The sequence below is a fragment of the Macrococcoides bohemicum genome (assembly GCF_003259675.1).
GTDB lineage: Bacteria > Bacillota > Bacilli > Staphylococcales > Staphylococcaceae > Macrococcoides > Macrococcoides bohemicum.
In genome coordinates, this window is record NZ_PZJG01000008.1 from 11961 (window position 1) to 32402 (window position 20442).

At 37.4% G+C, this 20442-nt stretch carries 20 protein-coding genes and 1 other annotated feature; all 20 genes read left to right on the plus strand.

The window, feature by feature from the left end; all coding sequences use genetic code 11:
- Nucleotides 1-158 precede the first annotated feature (158 nt).
- On the plus strand, nucleotides 159-800 hold the full coding sequence (cysE, locus tag BHX94_RS10865; protein WP_111746618.1) for a serine O-acetyltransferase: 642 nt from the start codon (nucleotides 159-161) through the stop codon (nucleotides 798-800).
- Entirely contained in the window at nucleotides 784-2178 is a 1395-nt protein-coding gene (gene cysS, locus BHX94_RS10870; protein WP_111746620.1) for a cysteine--tRNA ligase, read from the plus strand. Before cysE ends, cysS begins: the two co-directional genes overlap by 17 nt.
- Nucleotides 2171-2569, plus strand: coding sequence for a Mini-ribonuclease 3 (locus BHX94_RS10875; RefSeq protein ID WP_111746622.1), 399 nt, complete (start codon nucleotides 2171-2173; stop codon nucleotides 2567-2569). Before cysS ends, BHX94_RS10875 begins: the two co-directional genes overlap by 8 nt.
- Nucleotides 2569-3321, plus strand: a complete 753-nt coding sequence (gene rlmB, locus BHX94_RS10880) for a 23S rRNA (guanosine(2251)-2'-O)-methyltransferase RlmB (protein ID WP_111746624.1) — start codon at nucleotides 2569-2571, stop codon at nucleotides 3319-3321. Before BHX94_RS10875 ends, rlmB begins: the two co-directional genes overlap by 1 nt.
- Nucleotides 3318-3836 (plus strand): NYN domain-containing protein, encoded by a 519-nt coding sequence (locus BHX94_RS10885; RefSeq protein ID WP_096077860.1) that lies wholly within the window; start codon nucleotides 3318-3320, stop codon nucleotides 3834-3836. Before rlmB ends, BHX94_RS10885 begins: the two co-directional genes overlap by 4 nt.
- 77 nt (nucleotides 3837-3913) lie before the next feature.
- Nucleotides 3914-4540, plus strand: a complete 627-nt coding sequence (locus BHX94_RS10890) for a sigma factor (protein ID WP_111746626.1) — start codon at nucleotides 3914-3916, stop codon at nucleotides 4538-4540.
- 151 nt (nucleotides 4541-4691) lie between these two features.
- Complete coding sequence (gene secE / locus BHX94_RS10895) at nucleotides 4692-4871, plus strand: preprotein translocase subunit SecE (protein WP_099577350.1); 180 nt, start codon at nucleotides 4692-4694, stop codon at nucleotides 4869-4871.
- 11 nt (nucleotides 4872-4882) lie between these two features.
- Entirely contained in the window at nucleotides 4883-5428 is a 546-nt protein-coding gene (gene nusG / locus BHX94_RS10900) for a transcription termination/antitermination protein NusG (protein ID WP_111746628.1), read from the plus strand.
- A 154-nt stretch (nucleotides 5429-5582) separates the two neighbouring features.
- Nucleotides 5583-6005 (plus strand): 50S ribosomal protein L11, encoded by a 423-nt coding sequence (rplK, locus tag BHX94_RS10905; RefSeq protein WP_111746630.1) that lies wholly within the window; start codon nucleotides 5583-5585, stop codon nucleotides 6003-6005.
- Nucleotides 6006-6114: 109 nt separating this feature from the next.
- On the plus strand, nucleotides 6115-6810 hold the full coding sequence (gene rplA, locus BHX94_RS10910; protein WP_096077865.1) for a 50S ribosomal protein L1: 696 nt from the start codon (nucleotides 6115-6117) through the stop codon (nucleotides 6808-6810).
- Nucleotides 6811-6856: 46 nt separating this feature from the next.
- Nucleotides 6857-6983: a sequence feature (ribosomal protein L10 leader region), on the plus strand.
- A gap of 36 nt (nucleotides 6984-7019) precedes the next feature.
- Nucleotides 7020-7544 carry a 50S ribosomal protein L10 gene (gene rplJ / locus BHX94_RS10915; protein WP_165958653.1) on the plus strand — a complete coding sequence of 175 codons (525 nt, stop codon included), beginning with the start codon at nucleotides 7020-7022 and terminating at the stop codon, nucleotides 7542-7544.
- Nucleotides 7545-7605: 61 nt separating this feature from the next.
- A complete protein-coding gene (rplL, locus tag BHX94_RS10920) occupies nucleotides 7606-7971 on the plus strand; it encodes a 50S ribosomal protein L7/L12 (protein ID WP_223160861.1) in 366 nt (121 codons plus the stop codon).
- Between the two features lie 112 nt (nucleotides 7972-8083).
- Entirely contained in the window at nucleotides 8084-8680 is a 597-nt protein-coding gene (locus BHX94_RS10925; protein ID WP_111746634.1) for a class I SAM-dependent methyltransferase, read from the plus strand.
- Between the two features lie 191 nt (nucleotides 8681-8871).
- Nucleotides 8872-12414: a DNA-directed RNA polymerase subunit beta gene (gene rpoB, locus BHX94_RS10930; RefSeq protein ID WP_111746636.1), complete on the plus strand. Its 3543-nt coding sequence runs from the start codon at nucleotides 8872-8874 to the stop codon at nucleotides 12412-12414.
- Nucleotides 12415-12544: 130 nt separating this feature from the next.
- Complete coding sequence (gene rpoC, locus BHX94_RS10935) at nucleotides 12545-16165, plus strand: DNA-directed RNA polymerase subunit beta' (RefSeq protein WP_111746638.1); 3621 nt, start codon at nucleotides 12545-12547, stop codon at nucleotides 16163-16165.
- A 130-nt stretch (nucleotides 16166-16295) separates the two neighbouring features.
- The gene (locus BHX94_RS10940; RefSeq protein ID WP_111746640.1) at nucleotides 16296-16484 is read left to right on the plus strand and encodes a hypothetical protein; all 189 of its coding nucleotides are present in this window, start codon (nucleotides 16296-16298) and stop codon (nucleotides 16482-16484) included.
- Nucleotides 16485-16802: 318 nt separating this feature from the next.
- Nucleotides 16803-17060 (plus strand): ribosomal L7Ae/L30e/S12e/Gadd45 family protein, encoded by a 258-nt coding sequence (locus BHX94_RS10945; RefSeq protein WP_111746642.1) that lies wholly within the window; start codon nucleotides 16803-16805, stop codon nucleotides 17058-17060.
- Between the two features lie 86 nt (nucleotides 17061-17146).
- Nucleotides 17147-17569 (plus strand): 30S ribosomal protein S12, encoded by a 423-nt coding sequence (gene rpsL / locus BHX94_RS10950; RefSeq protein WP_096077874.1) that lies wholly within the window; start codon nucleotides 17147-17149, stop codon nucleotides 17567-17569.
- Between the two features lie 114 nt (nucleotides 17570-17683).
- The gene (gene rpsG / locus BHX94_RS10955; protein ID WP_111746644.1) at nucleotides 17684-18154 is read left to right on the plus strand and encodes a 30S ribosomal protein S7; all 471 of its coding nucleotides are present in this window, start codon (nucleotides 17684-17686) and stop codon (nucleotides 18152-18154) included.
- A gap of 104 nt (nucleotides 18155-18258) precedes the next feature.
- The gene (fusA, locus tag BHX94_RS10960) at nucleotides 18259-20340 is read left to right on the plus strand and encodes an elongation factor G (protein WP_096077876.1); all 2082 of its coding nucleotides are present in this window, start codon (nucleotides 18259-18261) and stop codon (nucleotides 20338-20340) included.
- The last annotated feature ends 102 nt before the right edge of the window (nucleotides 20341-20442 follow it).

The window sequence follows — 20442 nt, forward strand, 5'->3', positions numbered from 1 at the left end:
GTTGGTGCGAGTATGTGATAAATTAATTGTTGAATGCATCTCATGAATTCTATTTAAATATTTTAAAGTGAGTAGACTTATCTACTAATCAGAGTGGAACCGTGCAGAAGCACCTCTTATTTTAGAGGTGCTTCTTTTTTATATTGGGAGGTGTGTGTATGTTCGCAAGAATTAAAGATGACATTAATATGGTGTTTGAACAGGACCCGGCTGCAAGAAGTAGTTTAGAAGTGTTTTTGACATACTCAGGATTACACGCTGTATGGTGGCATTTAGTTGCGCACTGGTTCTTTAATCATAAAATGTATTTTATCGCACGTGCTATCAGTCAAATTTCAAGATTTTTCTCGGGCATTGAAATCCATCCTGGTGCAAAGATCGGTAAAAGATTGTTCATTGACCATGGTATGGGGATTGTCATCGGTGAAACGTGTACGATTGGCAATAACGTAACAATTTATCAAGGTGTGACGTTAGGCGGTACAGGGAAAGAGAATGGTAAACGTCACCCTGATATCGGAGATAACGTGTTAATTGCGGCAGGCGCTAAAGTACTCGGGAATATTCAAATCGGTAACAATGTGAATATTGGTGCGAATTCTGTCGTATTGAAGTGTGTACCCGACTTTTCTACTGTAGTAGGTATTCCCGGACACATTGTAAAACAAAATGGTGTTAAAGTCGGTAAGAGCTTTGAACATGCAAATTTACCGGATCCGATTTATGAAAAATTAAAAGAATTAGAACGTCATATAGAGGCGACAAAAAAAGGAGAGATTGTTGATGATTACGTTATATAACACGTTAAGTCGTAAAAAAGAAAAGTTCGTACCATTAGAAGAAGGTAAGGTGAAGATGTATGTGTGCGGTCCTACCGTATACAATTACATTCACATCGGTAATGCACGTCCTGCAATCAGTTTCGATGTCGTTAGACGTTACTTTGAATATCGCGGCTATGAAGTCAACTACGTGTCAAACTTTACAGACGTTGACGACAAACTAATTAAAGCTGCAAATGAATTAAATTCTACTGTGCCGGAAGTAGCTGATCGTTTTATTGAAGCATACTTCGAAGATACGAGTGCCCTTAATTGTAAGCATGCGACACATCACCCACGTGTTATGGATCATATGGATGATATTATTTTGTTTATCGTAGAATTGATTAAGAAAGACTACGCATACGAAAGTGGCGGAGATGTTTATTTTAGAACACGTAAATTTGATGGATACGGGAAGTTAAGTCATCAGTCAATTGACGAACTTAAAGTCGGTGCACGTATTGCAACGGGTGAATTAAAGGATGATGCGTTAGATTTCGCGTTATGGAAATCAGCAAAGCCAGGTGAAATTAGCTGGGATTCTCCATGGGGTAAAGGTCGACCGGGCTGGCATATCGAGTGTTCAGTAATGGCGAAGAAACATTTAGGTGATTCTATTGATATCCATGCAGGTGGTTCTGACTTAACATTCCCACACCACGAGAATGAAATCGCGCAATCTGAAGCACATAATGACACAACATTTGCAAATTACTGGATGCATAACGGATTTATCAATATTGATAATGAAAAGATGAGTAAGTCATTGGGTAACTTTATTTTAGTGCACGATATCATTAAAGAAGTTAATCCGAACGTATTGCGCTTCTTTATGATCAGCGTACATTATAGAAATCCAATCAACTACAATATGGAACTTGTTTCTAGTGCGAAAGCAGGACTTGAACGTATTCAAAATGCATATGCAGCACTGCAGGAAAGAAAAGAAATTTCTGTAGGTATTGTTGATCACACTGAGATGATCAAAGTAGTTGATGATATTTTAGTTCAGTTTGAAACAGCGATGGACGATGATTTTAATACAGCAAATGCAATAACAGCTTGGTATGAATTAGCGAAACAAGCCAATATCTATAATCAGAATGAATCAACAGATTTAAAAGTAATCGATCGTTTCCTGGAAGTGTTCGAAATCTTTAGCGAAGTATTAGGTGTCAAACTGGTTGAAGAAAAAGAATTGCTTGATGCTGACATCGAAGCATTAATAGCAGAACGTGAAACAGCACGTAAAGGACGAAACTTTGCACGTGCAGATGAAATTCGCGACTTATTAAAAGAGCAAAATATTATTTTAGAAGATACTGCACAAGGTGTGAGATTTAAACGTGGTTAACGAAGCGAGTCTTTATAATCCACTGACACTTGCTTATTTAGGTGATGCAGTACTTGATTTACATGTCAGAAATTATATCGTAAGAGAAAAGAATAAAAAACCGAATGAACTACATCGTCAGGCAACATTTTTTGTATCTGCTAAAAGTCAGGCGCATACGTTTGATACTTTAGTTGATGAAGGTTATTTTACTGAACAGGAAACAGAAATACTGATGCGCGGGCGCAATGCCAAAAGTCATACCCGCGCGAAAAATACAGATGTTATTTCTTATAAGAAAAGTACCGCACTTGAAGCGGTTATCGGTTATTTACATTTAAATAAAGAAACAGAAAGATTACAGACGCTGCTGGATAAAATCATCACGTTATGTGAAATGAGGGGTAAATAATGAAAAAAGAAACAACTGATGAAATGATAGTAGGACGTCATGCTGTGAAAAGCGCGATTGAGTCGGATCACGAAATAAATAAAGTGTTTATCCAGGAAGGTATTAATAAATCACAAATTTCAAGCATATTAAATTTATGTAAGGAAAGAAAGATTATTGTTCAAACAGTACCGAAATCAAAGCTTGACCATTTATCAGATGTACCACATCAAGGGATTATGGCGATGATCTCACCTTATGAATATATTGATCTGGATGACTTCTTAAATGCACGTGATAAAGATAAGTTAAGCACGATTATGATTCTTGACGGTTTAGAAGATCCGCATAATCTGGGTTCTATTTTAAGAACGGCAGATGCGATTGGAATAGACGGTATATTGATTCCGAAACGTCGCTCAGTAAGCTTGAATCAAACGGTTGTGAAAGCTTCAACAGGAGCGATTGAACATGTGCCGGTAATGCGTGTCACAAACATTAGTCAGGCAATAGATAAACTGAAAGAAGCAGGTTACTGGGTTGCGGGGACGGATGCCAGCAAATCAGTCGATTACCGTAAGATGGATGCTAATATGAACCTTGCGATTGTTATCGGTTCAGAGGGTGAGGGAATGAGTAGGCTCGTTAAAGATAAATGTGACTTCTTAATTCACTTGCCAATGGTTGGACATGTTAATAGTTTGAATGCTTCAGTGGCAGCGAGTTTGTTAATGTACGAAGTTTATCGCAAAAGGAACCCGCTAGACGCATGATAAAAAAATATACTATCATTGATGGTTATAATGTTATCGGACAAAGTTCAAGACTTAAACAACTCGCACAAGAATCATTAGAAGAGGCACGTATTCAACTATTGCTTGAAATCGCGAATTATAATGCACGTATTGCGGACGAAATGATTGTAGTGTTCGATGCATATGATGTGAAATCACATGAGCGCGAAGAAGTAATTCATGGCATCCGTGTTGTCTATTCTCGGGAAAAGGAAACGGCTGATGCAGTCATTGAACGGCTTGTCTACGAGATGTATGAAAAGCACATTACAACGATCAAGGTCGTAACAAGTGATTTATCAGAACAGCATACGATATTTGGAAGCGGTGCGTTAAGGATCCCGTCCCGTGAGTTTATCAACAATTTGCGTGAAGAAGAAATCAATGTGGCGAAAGATATGGTAAAGATGGATAACAATAAACCGCGTACACGTATTGAAATCGATCAGGAAACGAAAGAGCGATTAGAGAGATTAAGGCGCGGAGATTATTAATTCAAGATAATTTTATTGTTTGAGATAATCATTTATTACATTTAACCTAAAGAAAAACACATCTAGAGGTTAAGCGCATGTTTAAAACTTATACACAAGTGATTTGTGAAGAACAAACAATGTATCATCTAAAGCCAATAGAACAAATTGTTAAAGATATTCAGAGTGGTAATATTGATGCTTTTGATAGTCTTGTAGCAAGACTACGTAATGGTATTGAAGTGCATATTCGTAAAATTTCGTATAGAGACCATGAAGCTTTATATCAAGAGAGTCTGATTGCGTTATATCAGGCAGTGAAAGTTTATGATCCATTAAAGAGCGACAATTTTGAAAGGTTTTATTTCTACCATTTGAAATATGCACTGCTGGATTATGTGAGGGACTTGCAGAAAGAGCGCAATCGTCCTATTGTTAGCTTTGAAACGACGCAGTATGACGATGAACCATCGCTTGAAGCGTTCATACAAGATGTGAACGCTTTGCATCCTGATATTGAAAGTGAACTTGTTGATTTACAGTCACGTATGACACCTGTTGCATTACAATTGAGTCCGCTTGAATATCGCGTCCTTGAATATTTGAAGGAACAGATGCCTGTCAAAGCGATGGCAGCAATTGAGAATGAATCGTTGAAAACAATTCATAATGCGATTTCAAGACTGAAAGTTAAGATTAAATCCTTCATACAAGGTACATGTTAGTTTGACAAATTACAATTTCACCGTTATATTAAACTAGGATTAGAATGAATTAATGTGATGATTAGACATGAACAATATAGCACTAAAAAATAAGTATCGAATTACGGTTCGGTCTATTTTTTATCAATTTAAACATGACGGAGGCAAACGCATGGAACATAAAGAAAATTTCTTTCAAGGTGTTATTTCTGAGATGAAAAAAACTTCATGGCCAACTGGTCAGGAAGTTGTTAGAGATACAACAATCGTAGTATTAACTGTATTATTCTTTATTATTTTCTTTTACGCAATCGATTTAGGCATTTCTGAGCTTATTCGATTAATTAATTAAGGAGGCATATTATGTCTGAGGAAAGCAAAAAGCATTGGTACGCAGTTCATACGTATTCAGGCTATGAAAACAAAGTAAAAGACAACTTAGAAAAACGTCTAGAATCTATGAATATGCAAGATCAAATCTTTAGAGTTGTTATTCCGGAAGAAGAGGAAACAACAATTAAAGACGGTAAAGCAAAAACATCAGTAAAGAAAACATTCCCTGGTTACGTTTTAGTTGAATTAGTGATGACGGATGAATCTTGGTATGTTGTACGTAACACGCCAGGTGTTACAGGTTTCGTAGGATCTGCCGGTGCAGGATCTAAACCAAATCCATTATTACCAGAAGAAGCTAAGTTTATTTTGAAATCAATGGGTATGAACGAAAAAACGATTGATGTTGAAATTGAAGTTGGTGAACAAGTGCGCGTAACGAGCGGTCCTTTCACAAACCAGATTGGTGAAGTGAAAGAAATCGATATCGATAAATACAAATTAACAGTATTAGTAGATATGTTTGGTCGTGAAACACCAGTTGAAGTTGAATTCGATCAAATCGAAAAATTATAATAAAAATTTTAAAAAATGAAATGTAAATTTTCACTTGCAATTTTTATGAGTAAGTGGTAATATTTTATGGTCGTGCTAATTAGTACGGTTGTTGAGTGGGAGGGTAAATATCATACCCTGTGACCACATCACGATATTATAGGAGGTGCACATCGTGGCTAAAAAAGTAATCAAAGTTGTTAAATTACAAATCCCAGCAGGGAAAGCGAATCCAGCGCCACCAGTTGGTCCAGCATTAGGTCAAGCAGGTGTTAATATTATGGGATTCTGTAAAGAATTTAACGCACGTACACAAGAACAAGCAGGTTTAATTATTCCGGTTGAAATTTCTGTATTTGAAGATCGTTCATTTACATTTATCACTAAAACACCACCTGCAGCAGTTTTACTTAAAAAGGCAGCTAAAATCGAAAAAGGTTCTGGTGAACCTAACAAGACTAAAGTTGCTACAGTAACTGAAGATCAAGTACGTGAAATCGCTGAAGCTAAAATGGAAGATTTAAATGCAGCAAGCGTTGAAGCGGCAATAAGAATTGTTGCTGGTACTGCTCGTAGTATGGGTGTAGAAATTAAATAGTTATTTTAAGATTTAACAAGCAGACTTATCTAAGTCTGCTCTTGCACTGTTATAGACAGTGCCCGTGGGAGGACATTCCGCTAAAACCACTATAAGGAGGAAATAATAAATGGCTAAAAAAGGTAAGAAATATCAAGAAGCCGCTCAAAAAGTTGATAACACTAAATTCTACTCTGTAGAAGAAGCTATCAAACTTGCGCAAGAAACAAGTACAGTAAACTTTGACGCTTCTGTTGAAGTTGCATTCCGTTTAGGAATCGATGTACGTAAAAATGACCAACAAATCCGTGGGGCAGTTGTATTACCAAACGGAACTGGTAAAACTCAACGTGTATTAGTATTTGCTAAAGGTGAAAAATTAAAAGAAGCTGAAGCTGCAGGCGCTGACTATGTTGGTGATGCTGAATACATCAACAAGATCAACCAAGGTTGGTTCGAATTCGATGTAATCGTAGCAACTCCAGACATGATGGGTGAAGTTGGTAAACTTGGACGTGTCTTAGGACCTAAAGGTTTAATGCCAAACCCTAAAACTGGTACTGTAACGATGGACGTAACAAAAGCTGTTCAGGAAATCAAAGCTGGTAAAGTAGAATACCGTGCTGAGAAATCTGGTATCGTTCACGCTTCAATCGGTAAAGTATCATTTGATACTGCTAAATTAGTTGAAAACTTTAACACTTTAAAAGATGTTTTAGCTAAAGCTAAACCAGCGTCATCAAAAGGTACTTACTTCAAAACTGTTTCTGTAACATCTACTATGGGCCCTGGTATCAAAGTTGATCCATCAGAAATCAGAAACTAATTTAAAAAACAAATTGACAAGATTCGAATTTCACGTTATAGTGTAATTTGTATTTTATAAATAACCTAAGACAGTAGGGGCGAATGCTTAATAATCCTACCGAGGTGAAATTTGACTTGATGAACTTTCAAGCACTTTTTACCATGGGTGAAAAGTGCTTTTTTAATAATTTATTAGAAAAGCACGAAAATCTTAATGGAGGTGTCATAATGAGTACAAAAGCTATCGAAATCAAACAACAAAAAGCTGATTTGATCACTGAACAATTAAAAAATTCAGTATCAACTATCATCGTTGACTATCGCGGTTTAACTGTTGCGCAAGTAACTGAACTACGTAAACAACTTCGTGAAGCTGGTGTGGAATTCCATGTTTACAAAAATACTTTAGTGCGTCGTTCAGCAGAAGCTGCTGGTATCGAAGGACTTGAAGAATTTTTAACTGGACCAAACGCTATTGCATTCTCTAACGAAGAAGTTGTTGCGCCAGCAAAAATTCTTGCTGACTTCGCAAAAGAAAACGAAAAGTTAGAAATCAAAGCCGGTGTTATTGAAGGTAAAGTGACTAGCGCTGATGATATCAAAGCTATCGCATCATTACCATCAAAAGAAGGACTTATCTCAATGGTTCTTTCAGTATTACAAGCTCCAATGCGTAACTTCGCATATGCAGTTAAAGCTGTTGGAGAACAAAAAGAAGGCGGAGAAGAAGCTGCTCCTGCTGAAGAAGCATAATTCACTTAGCCAAAGACAATTAGTATCATAAAAAACTTAAATTAAATGGAGGAATACAATCATGTCAAACGAAAAAATTATCGAAATGATTAAAGAAATGTCAGTTTTAGAATTAAACGATTTAGTTAAAGCTATCGAAGAAGAATTCGGTGTTACTGCTGCTGCTCCTGTAGCTGTTGCTGGTGCTGCTGGTGGCGAAGGTGCTGCTGCAGAAAAAACTGAATTCGACGTAGAATTAGTATCTGCTGGAGCTTCAAAAATTAAAGTTGTTAAAGCTGTTAAAGAAGCTACTGGTTTAGGATTAAAAGACGCTAAAGACTTAGTTGATGGCGCTCCTAAAGTAGTTAAAGAAGGCGTATCTAAAGATGAAGCTGAAGAATTAAAAGCTAAATTAGAAGAAGCTGGAGCAACTGTAGAAGTTAAATAATTTCTCTTTTGTTCGAAACCCGTTATGTATATAACGGGTTTTTCTTGCTTTATATTGGTATAATTTCAACTGAGTGCGCATTGCGCTGAGTTGAAATAAGTGAGGTGTTAAGGTGAGTCATTATTATAGTGAAGAACAAACGGTAGAAAGCAATGAAAGTATCATCAGTTTTAATATGGGGGATCACAGTTTGAAACTTACGACGGATAGTGGTGTGTTTTCAAAAGGTGGCGTTGATTTCGGATCTAACTTACTCGTCAAAACTTTTTTAGAAGATACAAGCCCTGCTCGAGTACTTGATGTCGGATGTGGATATGGCACGATGGGATTAATGGTGGCAAAGCATTATCCGGAATCAACAGTACATATGGTAGATGTGAACGAACGCGCATTATCTTTATCTGAAAGAAATAGTAATGCTAACAATATTTATAACACAACTATCTATAAGAGTGATGGATTAAATGAAGTAACAGAACGGTTTGATGCAGTGATTACAAACCCACCAATTCGTGCGGGCAAAGACGTTGTTCATCGCATATTAGAAGATAGTGCAAAAGTGCTTGGAGATAACGGTGCACTATACGTTGTAATCCAAAAGAAACAAGGTATGCCATCAGCAAAAAAGAAGATGGAAGATGTTTTTGGTAATGTTGCAGTTCTGAAGAAAGATAAAGGTTACTATATATTAAAGAGTGTAAAAGGTTGACCTTATACGTTCCGTCTGTTATAGTAATAGAATGTAAAAATTTAAATGAATAAGTGTGCACTTTTCTATCTAATTTTAGGAGAAATGAGTTTAAAATAAAATGTGAAAATGGAGTTATGTGATTCCGTTTTCTTTTTGTCTTATTCCTCTGTTTAGGTAAAAGGCATCACAATTTTTGAGGGGTGAATCTGTTGACTGGTCAACTTATCCAATACGGAAGGCATCGTCAGCGTAGAAGTTACGCAAGAATTTCCGAGATTTTAGAATTACCTAACTTAATAGAGATTCAAACAAAATCTTATGAATGGTTCTTAGAAGAAGGTTTAATCGAGATGTTTAGAGACATTTCACCAATTGAAGACTTCACTGGAAATCTTTCATTAGAATTTGTTGATTACAAATTAGGTGAGCCAAAGTACGATTTAGATGAAGCAAAGAACCGTGATGCTACTTACTCAGCGCCACTTCGAGTAAAGGTACGATTAATTATTAAAGAAACAGGCGAAGTGAAAGAACAAGAAGTCTTTATGGGTGATTTCCCATTAATGACTGATACAGGTACGTTTGTCATCAATGGTGCAGAACGTGTTATCGTATCTCAGTTAGTTCGTTCACCATCTGTATACTTCAATGATAAAGTCGATAAGAATGGTAAAGTGAGCTTTGGAGCGACTGTTATCCCTAACCGTGGTGCGTGGCTTGAATATGAAACTGATGCGAAAGATGTTGTATTCGTTCGTATTGACCGTACACGTAAATTACCGATAACTGTACTTTTACGTGCATTAGGATTCTCAAGTGACCAGGAAATCATTGATTTATTAGGTGACAACGAGTATTTACGTAACGCATTAGATAAAGATAATACTGAGTCAACTGAAGCTGCATTACTTGAAATTTATGAACGTTTACGTCCAGGTGAACCACCTACAGTTGAGAACGCGAAAAGCCTTTTATACTCTCGTTTCTTTGACCCAAAACGTTATGACTTAGCAAGCGTTGGACGTTATAAAATGAATAAAAAGTTACATTTAAAACACCGTCTATTCAACCAAACTTTAGCTGAGCCTATCGTTGATGTTGAAACAGGTGAAATCGTAGCTGAAGAGGGTACACTTTTAGATCGTCGTAATTTAGATCAAATTTTAAATGTACTTGAAAACAATGCCAACCAAAAAGTATTTACTTTAGAGAATGGTTTATTAGACGAGCCGATTGAAATTCAATCTGTTAAAGTTTACATTCCTGGAGATGAAGAAAAACGTACGACAACAATTATCGGTAATGCTTTCCCAGATGAAGAAGTGAAATGTATCACACCTGCCGATATCTTATCTTCTATTAGTTATTTCTTTAACTTATTAGCTGGAGTAGGTTTCACTGATGATATCGATCACTTAGGTAACCGTCGTTTACGTTCAGTTGGTGAGTTATTACAAAACCAATTCCGTATCGGTTTAAGTCGTATGGAGCGTGTTGTACGCGAACGTATGAGTTTACAAGATACTGAATCTGTAACACCTCAACAATTAATTAATATCCGTCCTGTCATTGCATCTATTAAAGAATTCTTTGGTAGTTCACAATTATCTCAGTTCATGGACCAGGCAAACCCGTTAGCTGAGCTTACACATAAACGTCGTTTATCTGCATTGGGACCGGGTGGTTTAACAAGAGAACGTGCTGGTATGGAAGTACGTGACGTTCACTACTCTCACTATGGCCGTATGTGTCCGATTGAAACGCCGGAGGGACCAAACATCGGGTTGATCAACTCACTTTCAAGTTATGCACGTGTCAATGAATTTGGTTTCATTGAAACACCATACAGAAAAGTTGATATCGAAACAAATACTGTAACATCACAAATTGACTACTTAACAGCTGACGAAGAAGATGCTTATGTTGTTGCTCAAGCGAACTCTCGCTTAGATGATAATGGTAAGTTTTTAGATGACGAAGTTGTTTGTCGTTTCCGTGGTGATAATACTGTAATGGCACGTGAACGCATGGATTACATGGACGTTTCACCGAAACAGGTTGTTTCTGCTGCCACAGCATGTATCCCATTCTTAGAAAACGATGACTCGAACCGTGCCTTAATGGGTGCGAACATGCAACGTCAAGCAGTGCCGTTAATGAATCCTGAAGCACCATTTGTTGGTACTGGTATGGAACACGTAGCAGCACGTGACTCTGGAGCTGCAGTAGTAGCAAAATATAAAGGTCGTGTAGAGCACGTTGAAGCACGTCAGATTAAAGTTCGCCGTATTGTTGAAGAAGGCGGAAAAGAAATCGAAACAGATTTAGATGTATACAAATTAGCGAAATTCGCACGTTCAAATTCTGGTACTTGTTACAACCAACGTCCAATCGTTGAAGCTGGTAACATTGTAACGAAAGGTGAAATCTTAGCAGATGGTCCTTCTATGGAACTTGGTGAGATGGCACTTGGTCGTAACGTAGTTGTTGGATTTATGACTTGGGATGGTTATAACTATGAGGATGCTGTAATCATGAGCGAACGTCTTGTGAAAGACGACGTATATACTTCTATTCATATTGAAGAATATGAATCAGAAGCGCGTGATACGAAGCTTGGACCTGAAGAAATCACAAGAGATATTCCTAACGTATCTGACAATGCACTTAAAAACTTAGATGATCGTGGTATCATTTTTGTTGGAGCTGAAGTACGTGATGGTGACATCTTAGTTGGTAAAGTAACGCCTAAAGGGGTTACTGAATTAACGGCTGAAGAACGTTTATTACATGCAATCTTCGGTGAAAAAGCGCGTGAAGTACGTGATACTTCATTACGTGTACCACACGGTGCTGATGGTATCGTATTAGACGTTAAAGTCTTCAATCGTGAAGATGGCGACGAGTTACCACCAGGTGTTAACCAATTAGTACGTGTTTACATCGTTCAAAAACGTAAAATTCACGTTGGGGATAAAATGTGTGGACGTCACGGAAATAAAGGGGTTATCTCACGTATCTTACCAGAAGAAGATATGCCATTTATGCCTGATGGAACACCAATCGACATCATGTTAAATCCACTTGGGGTACCTTCTCGTATGAACATCGGACAAGTATTAGAGTTACACTTAGGTATGGCTGCTAAAAACTTAGGTCTGCATGTTGCGTCTCCAGTATTTGATGGAGCGAACGATGAAGATGTTTGGTCAACAATCGAAGAAGCTGGTATGGCACGTGACGGTAAAACTGTACTTTATGATGGACGTACTGGTGAACCGTTCGATAACCGTGTATCAGTTGGTGTAATGTACATGCTTAAATTAGCCCACATGGTTGATGATAAGTTACATGCACGTTCAACTGGACCTTACTCACTGGTTACACAACAACCACTTGGTGGTAAAGCGCAATTTGGTGGACAACGTTTTGGTGAGATGGAAGTATGGGCACTTGAAGCTTACGGTGCGGCGTATACTTTACAGGAAATCTTAACGTACAAATCAGATGATACTGTTGGTCGTGTGAAAACTTACGAAGCAATCGTTAAAGGTGAAAACATTCCACGTCCAGGTGTTCCTGAATCATTCCGAGTATTGATGAAAGAGTTACAAAGTTTAGGGTTAGATGTAAAAGTAATGGATAACAAAGATGAAGAGATTGAAATGCGTGATTTAGAAGATGACGATTTCATCGATTCAAAGATTAACCTTGCAAAAGCACCAACACCAGAGGCTGAGATCACTGAATAATCACTATCTCAAAAGCTAGTCACTAATTTTGTTTAGCACATCATGTAGATACTTAAGTGTTTACATGATGGTTAAACAAGTTGAAATATAAATCTTGATAAAATTTTTAATACACTAAGGAGGTAGGGCTTTGATTGATGTAAATAACTTTCATTACATGAAGATAGGTCTCGCTTCACCTGAAAAAATCCGTTCATGGAGTTTTGGTGAAGTTAAAAAGCCAGAAACAATTAACTACCGTACATTAAAACCTGAAAGAGATGGTTTATTCTGTGAGAAAATTTTCGGTCCAACAAAAGACTGGGAATGTAGCTGTGGTAAATATAAACGTGTACGTTACAAAGGTATGGTCTGTGACCGTTGTGGCGTTGAAGTAACAAAATCAAAAGTACGTCGTGAACGTATGGGTCATATTGAGCTAGCTGCACCTGTATCACACATCTGGTATTTCAAAGGAATTCCTTCTCGTATGGGATTACTTTTAGATATGTCTCCGCGTTCTTTAGAAGAAGTTATCTATTTTGCTTCTTACGCTGTAATTGATCCGGGTCCCACTGGATTAGAGAAAAAATCATTATTATCTGAAAGAGAATACCGTGAGTATTACGATAAGTTCCCTGGGCAATTCACTGCTAAGATGGGTGCTGAAGCGATTAAAGATTTATTAACGGACATCAACTTAGATGGAGAATTAAAATCTTTACGTGAAGAATTAGAAACAGCAACTGGACAACGTTTAACAAGAGCAATCAAACGTTTAGAAGTTGTGGAATCATTCCGTAATTCTGGTAATGATCCTTCTTGGATGATTTTAGATGTTTTACCAATCATTCCACCTGAAATTCGTCCAATGGTTCAATTAGATGGTGGACGTTTCGCTACATCTGATTTAAACGATTTATATCGTCGTGTTATTAACCGTAACAATCGTTTAAAACGTTTATTAGATTTAGGTGCGCCTGGTATCATCGTACAAAACGAAAAACGTATGTTACAAGAAGCAGTTGATGCTTTAATTGATAATGGTCGTCGTGGCCGTCCAGTTACCGGACCAGGTAACCGTCCATTAAAATCTTTATCTCATATGTTAAAAGGGAAACAAGGTCGTTTCCGTCAAAACTTACTTGGTAAACGTGTAGACTATTCTGGTCGTTCGGTTATCGTAGTAGGTCCAAACTTAAAAATGTATCAGTGCGGTCTTCCTAAAGAAATGGCACTTGAATTATTCAAACCATTTGTTATGAAAGAACTTGTTGAACGTGAAATTGCGACAAACATTAAGAACGCTAAAGGTAAAATCGAGCGTATGGAACCAGAAATCTGGGACGTTTTAGAAGACGTTATTCGTGAACACCCAGTTCTGTTAAACCGTGCACCAACACTTCACCGTTTAGGTATCCAGGCATTCGAACCGACATTAGTTGAAGGTCGTGCGATTCGATTACATCCACTTGTAACGACTGCATACAATGCCGATTTCGATGGTGACCAAATGGCCGTTCACGTACCTTTATCTAAAGAAGCGCAAGCTGAAGCACGTATGTTAATGTTAGCTGCACAAAATATCTTAAACCCTAAAGATGGTAAACCAGTTGTTACACCATCTCAGGATATGGTATTAGGTAACTACTACTTAACATTAGAGCGTTTAGGTACAATTGGTGAAGGTAGAATCTTTAAAGATGCGAATGAAGTTATTATGGCTTATGTCAACGGGTATGTTCATTTACATGCGCGTATTGCAGTTCAAGCTGGATCATTTAGCAACCCAACATTTACTGACAAACAAAACAGCCAATTATTAATCACTTCTGTTGGTAAAGTAATATTTAATGAAATTATGCCTGAATCATTCCCGTTCATTAACGAACCAACTTTATCAAACTTAGAAACAGTAACACCTGATAAATATTTCATCGATGCAACTGAATTAACTGAAGAAGGATTATTAAAATACTTAAACGAGCAACCACTTGTTAAACCATTTAATAAAAAATTCTTAGGTCAAATCATTGCTGAAGTGTTCAATAGATTCCATATTACTGATACTTCTATGATGTTAGATAGAATGAAAGATTTAGGATTTAAATATTCTTCACGTGCTGGTATTACAGTAGGTGTATCTGATATTGTGGTATTACCTGATAAACAAGATATTATCGGTTTAGCAGAAGAAAAAGTAGATAGAGTAACAAAACAGTTCACACGTGGTTTAATTACTGAAAGTGAACGTTACGCAGCTGTTATTGAGATTTGGACGAAAGCTAAAGATGACATTCAAGCAAAATTAATGAACTCTTTAGATGACTTGAACCCAATCTTCATGATGAGTGACTCTGGTGCCCGTGGTAACGCGTCTAACTTTACGCAGTTAGCAGGTATGCGTGGACTGATGGCCAACCCGGCTGGACGTATCATCGAGTTACCAATCAAATCTTCATTCCGTGAAGGTTTAACAGTATTAGAATACTTTATCTCTACGCATGGTGCGCGTAAAGGTCTTGCCGATACAGCACTTAAAACTGCCGATTCAGGTTACTTAACACGTCGTCTAGTTGACGTTGCTCAAGACGTTATCGTACGTGAACCTGATTGTGGTACTGACCGTGGATTACTTGTTTCAGCGATCCGTGAAGGTTCAGAACTTATTGAACCATTCATTGAGCGTTTAGAAGGACGTTATTCTCGTGAAACAGTAAGACACCCAGAAACAAAAGAAATTCTTGTTAAAGTGAACGAATTGATTACACCTGAAATCTCGAAACAAATCGTGGACGCAGGTATCGAAGAAATGCATATCCGTTCAGCATTTACATGTAACTCACGTCACGGGGTTTGTGAAAAATGTTATGGTAAAAACTTAGCAACAGGTGAAAAAGTAGAAGTTGGGGAAGCAGTTGGTACAATCGCTGCCCAATCTATCGGTGAACCTGGTACTCAGTTAACGATGCGTACATTCCATACAGGTGGGGTTGCCGGTGCCGATATTACACAAGGTTTACCTCGTATCCAGGAATTATTCGAAGCGCGTAATCCGAAAGGTCAAGCTGTTATCTCTGAGATTAACGGTGAGATTATCGAATTAAACGTAGTAAAAGATCGTATGCAGGAAATTAAAGTTAAAGGTGAAAATGAAGTACGTACGTACTTAGCACCTGGTACTGCAAGACTTAAAGTAGAAGTTGGTCAAAAAATAGCACGTGGTGAAGTAATGACTGAAGGTTCTATCGAGCCTAAACAATTATTAGCTGTAGCGGGACTTAATGCGACACAAAGCTACTTATTAAAAGAAGTTCAAAAAGTATACCGTATGCAAGGGGTAGAAATCTCAGATAAACACGTTGAGGTAATGGTACGTCAAATGTTACGTAAAGTTCGTATTATCGAAGCAGGAGATACGAAATTATTACCAGGTGCATTAGTTGATATTCATACATTTACTGATGCTAACCGTGAAGTATTTAAAGCGAGAAAACACCCAGCAACAGCGAAACCTGTATTGCTTGGTATTACGAAAGCATCTCTTGAAACAGAAAGTTTCTTATCTGCAGCATCGTTCCAGGAAACAACACGTGTGTTAACTGATGCGGCGATCAAAGGTAAACGTGATGACTTATTAGGACTTAAAGAAAATGTTATTATCGGTAAGTTAATCCCAGCTGGTACAGGTATGAGACGTTATAGTGGCGTTGAATACGAAAAAGATGCACCAGCATTAGAGCAAGATGAAGTAGTAGTAACTGAAAACTAATAAATTTTACACCCAAATATTAATATTTGGGTGTTTTTTTATGTCACTAAACGTTCACAATCACAAAACAGATAATTTAATAGAAATTGGTGTATGATAGTTAAAATGAATACAATAAAGGAGGGTGAATATGAATATTAAAATGAAAGAACTCATCGTAATGGTATTAGGATTCGTTGAAATTATTGCCGGATTTGCATTGTATGAAGAGTCACAATTAGGCGGGATTACATTTATTTTGTTGGGCTTTGTATTCTTAGCGATTATGTTTATCATAGAACGAAAAGATTACGATAGTAAACATTATAAACTGAAATAAAATTTACAAAAACAACCTATCACCATCGATCAAAATCCCGACGGGAGAACGTCCTGTTATAATTATCACACTGACGCCATCTGGTGAGTTACCTTCTGTATCAGAACAGTTACCTAATCGTCCAGGCGTTTTACCACCTGTAGACAATAATGATGATAATGTTCAGGATCTTAATAGTACTAATATCGATATTGTTTTCGATAAGAAGATAATACGTAATTAAATAAAAAAATATTGAAATACAATTGACTTATACCTAAAATGATGATAGTATTATTTAGGTTGATGAGTAGCACTTAATAGCTTTGGAGGATTGCAATGTCTAATGAAAAAGTTATGCACTCTAGTCAATATGTAGTGGGACTTAAGGAGTCTGTTAAAGCACTTAAGAAGGATTGTGTAACATCTCTTGAGATAGCATGCGATACCAACATCCACTTATTAACTACCGTGCTATTACTAGCATACCAAAAGCAAATACCTATTGAATTCAGCAAGTCTAAAGACGTGCTGGGTAAACAATATGGCATTCAAGTGAGAGCAACTGTTGTTGCACATTTGAAATCCGCTTTGTAAGGCGGTATTCTTACAAATCTTTTTTTACCCCAAAAATGAACCACCTGGATGTGTGGAATTAAACAAAAGAGAGGAGGACATTCAAAATGCCAACTATTAACCAATTAGTTAAGAAGCCAAGAACTTCAAAAGTTAAAAAATCAACTGCGCCTGCATTAAACAAAGGGTATAACAGTCATAAGAAAAAAGCTACTGACTTAGCATCTCCACAAAAACGTGGTGTATGTACTCGTGTAGGAACTATGACACCTAAAAAACCTAACTCAGCGTTACGTAAATATGCACGTGTGCGTTTATCAAATAATATTGAAGTTAATGCTTATATTCCTGGTATCGGACACAACTTACAAGAACATAGTGTAGTACTTATTCGTGGAGGACGTGTTAAAGATTTACCGGGGGTACGTTACCATATCGTACGTGGAGCATTAGATACTTCAGGTGTTGACGGCCGTATGCAAGGACGTTCTTTATACGGAGCTAAAAAACCTAAAGCTAAAAAAGCATAATTTTAATTTAAATCTTGCACTTACTGTTTAGAGAATATTTCATTTTTGTAAATGTAGTGTTCTCACTAGACATCGAAAAATAAAAAAAATATACTGAGGAAGGAGGATATTAATATGCCTCGTAAAGGACCTGTTGCTAAAAGAGATGTATTACCGGATCCAATTCATAATTCAAAATTAGTTACTAAATTAATCAACAAAATTATGATCGATGGAAAACGTGGTACTGCTCAAAAGATTTTATACAACGCTTTTGAATTAGTTCAAGAACGTTCTGGTCGTGATTCTATGGAAGTTTTCGAAGAAGCGATCAACAATATCATGCCTGTATTAGAAGTTAAAGCTCGTCGTGTTGGGGGATCTAACTACCAAGTACCTGTAGAAGTACGCGCTGAGCGTCGTACAACTTTAGGATTACGCTGGTTAGTAAACTATTCACGTCTTCGTGGTGAAAAAACTATGGAAGAGCGTTTAGCTAACGAAATCTTAGATGCTGCTAACAACACTGGTGGTGCTGTTAAGAAACGCGAAGATACACACAAAATGGCTGAAGCAAACAAAGCATTTGCTCATTACCGTTGGTAAGATAAAAGTTAACCCTTTAGTAATTGTATGCAGCTTGCTGTCTTCAATTTACTTGAGGGCTACTTTCTTAAAATAAACCAATCCTGGAAGGAGAAAGAATACCCATGACAAGAGAATTCTCTTTGAGCAACACTCGTAATATCGGTATCATGGCCCACATTGATGCTGGTAAAACGACTACTACTGAACGTATTCTTTATTATACTGGTCGTATCCACAAAATTGGTGAAACACATGAAGGTGCTTCACAAATGGACTGGATGGAACAAGAACAAGAACGTGGTATCACAATCACTTCAGCTGCTACAACAGCTCAGTGGAAAGGTACGCGTATCAACATCATCGATACACCTGGACACGTAGACTTCACAGTAGAAGTTGAACGTTCATTACGTGTACTTGATGGAGCGGTAACAGTACTTGATGCACAATCAGGTGTTGAACCACAGACTGAAACTGTATGGCGTCAAGCTACTACATACGGAGTTCCTCGTATCGTATTCATCAACAAGATGGATAAAACTGGTGCGGACTTCAATTATTCTGTAGGTACTTTACACGACAGATTACAAGCAAATGCACACCCAATTCAAATGCCAATCGGTGCTGAAGATCAATTCAACGCAATCGTAGATTTAGTTGAAATGAAATTACACACTTATACAAATGATTTAGGTACTGACATTGAAGTAACTGATGTTCCTGAAGAATACTTAGCAGATGCAGAAGCAATGCGCGAACAATTAATTGAAGCTGTTGCGGATGTTAATGAAGATTTAATGGACAAATATTTAGGCGGAGAAGAGATTTCAGTTGAAGAATTGAAAGCTGCTATCCGTCAAGCTACTTGTGATGTTGAATTCTTCCCAGTATTAGCTGGTACAGCATTCAAAAACAAAGGTGTTCAATTAATGTTAGATGCTGCAATTGCATACTTACCATCACCATTAGATGTTAAACCAATCGTAGGTCACGAAGTTGACGATAAAGATGCTGAAATCATCGCTAAACCAGATGATTCTGAGCCATTTGCTGCTTTAGCGTTCAAAGTTATGACTGACCCATTCGTAGGTAAATTAACATTCTTCCGTGTGTATTCTGGTACATTAAACTCAGGTTCTTATGTACAAAATGCTACTAAAGGTAAACGTGAACGTGTAGGACGTATCTTACAGATGCATGCTAACTCACGTGAAGAGATTTCAACAGTTTACGCTGGAGATATCGCTGCTGCAGTAGGTTTAAAAGATACAACTACTGGGGATACTTTATGTGATGAAAAGGTTCAAGTAATCTTAGAATCAATGGAATTCCCAGAACCAGTTATTCACTTATCTGTTGAGCCTAAATCTAAAGCTGACCAAGATAAAATGACTAACGCATTAGTTAAATTACAAGAAGAAGATCCAACATTCCACGCACATACTGATCCTGAAACAGGACAAGTTATCATCGGTGGTATGGGTGAGCTTCACTTAGATATCCTTGTAGACCGTATGAAACGTGAATTTAAAGTTGAATGTACAGTTGGTGCGCCAATGGTATCATACCGTGAAACGTTTAAAACAACTGCTGCCGTTCAAGGTAAATTCTCACGTCAATCAGGTGGTCGTGGACAATATGGTGACGTTCATATCGAATTCTCACCTAATGAAGTTGGAGCCGGATTCGAATTCGAAAACGCTATCGTCGGTGGGGTAGTTCCTCGTGAATATATTCCTTCAGTTGAAGCGGGTCTTAAAGATGCAATGGAAAACGGTGTATTAGCTGGATATCCATTAATCGATGTTAAGGCTAAATTATTTGATGGTTCATACCATGATGTCGATTCATCTGAGATGGCCTTCAAAGTAGCTGCTTCATTAGCTTTAAAAGAAGCTGCTAAAAAATGTGATCCTGTAATCTTAGAACCTATGATGAAGGTAGAAATCGTAATGCCTGAAGAATACATGGGTGATATTATGGGTGACGTTACAAGTCGTCGTGGACGCGTAGAAGGTATGGAAGCTCGTGGTAACGCACAAGTTGTTCGTGCATTTGTACCTCTTGCTGAAATGTTCGGTTATGCAACTAACTTACGTTCTAATACACAAGGTCGCGGAACTTACTCAATGGTGTTCGATCATTATGAAGAAGTACCAAAATCAGTATCAGAAGAAATCATCAAGAAAAACAAAGGTCAATAATCTGTAAATACTTGAACGGTGCACAGTTCAATATATTGCAATTTAAGACTAAATGATTTATAAATGAAATATGTATTTCCTCATGAGGGTGAGAATCCCTCA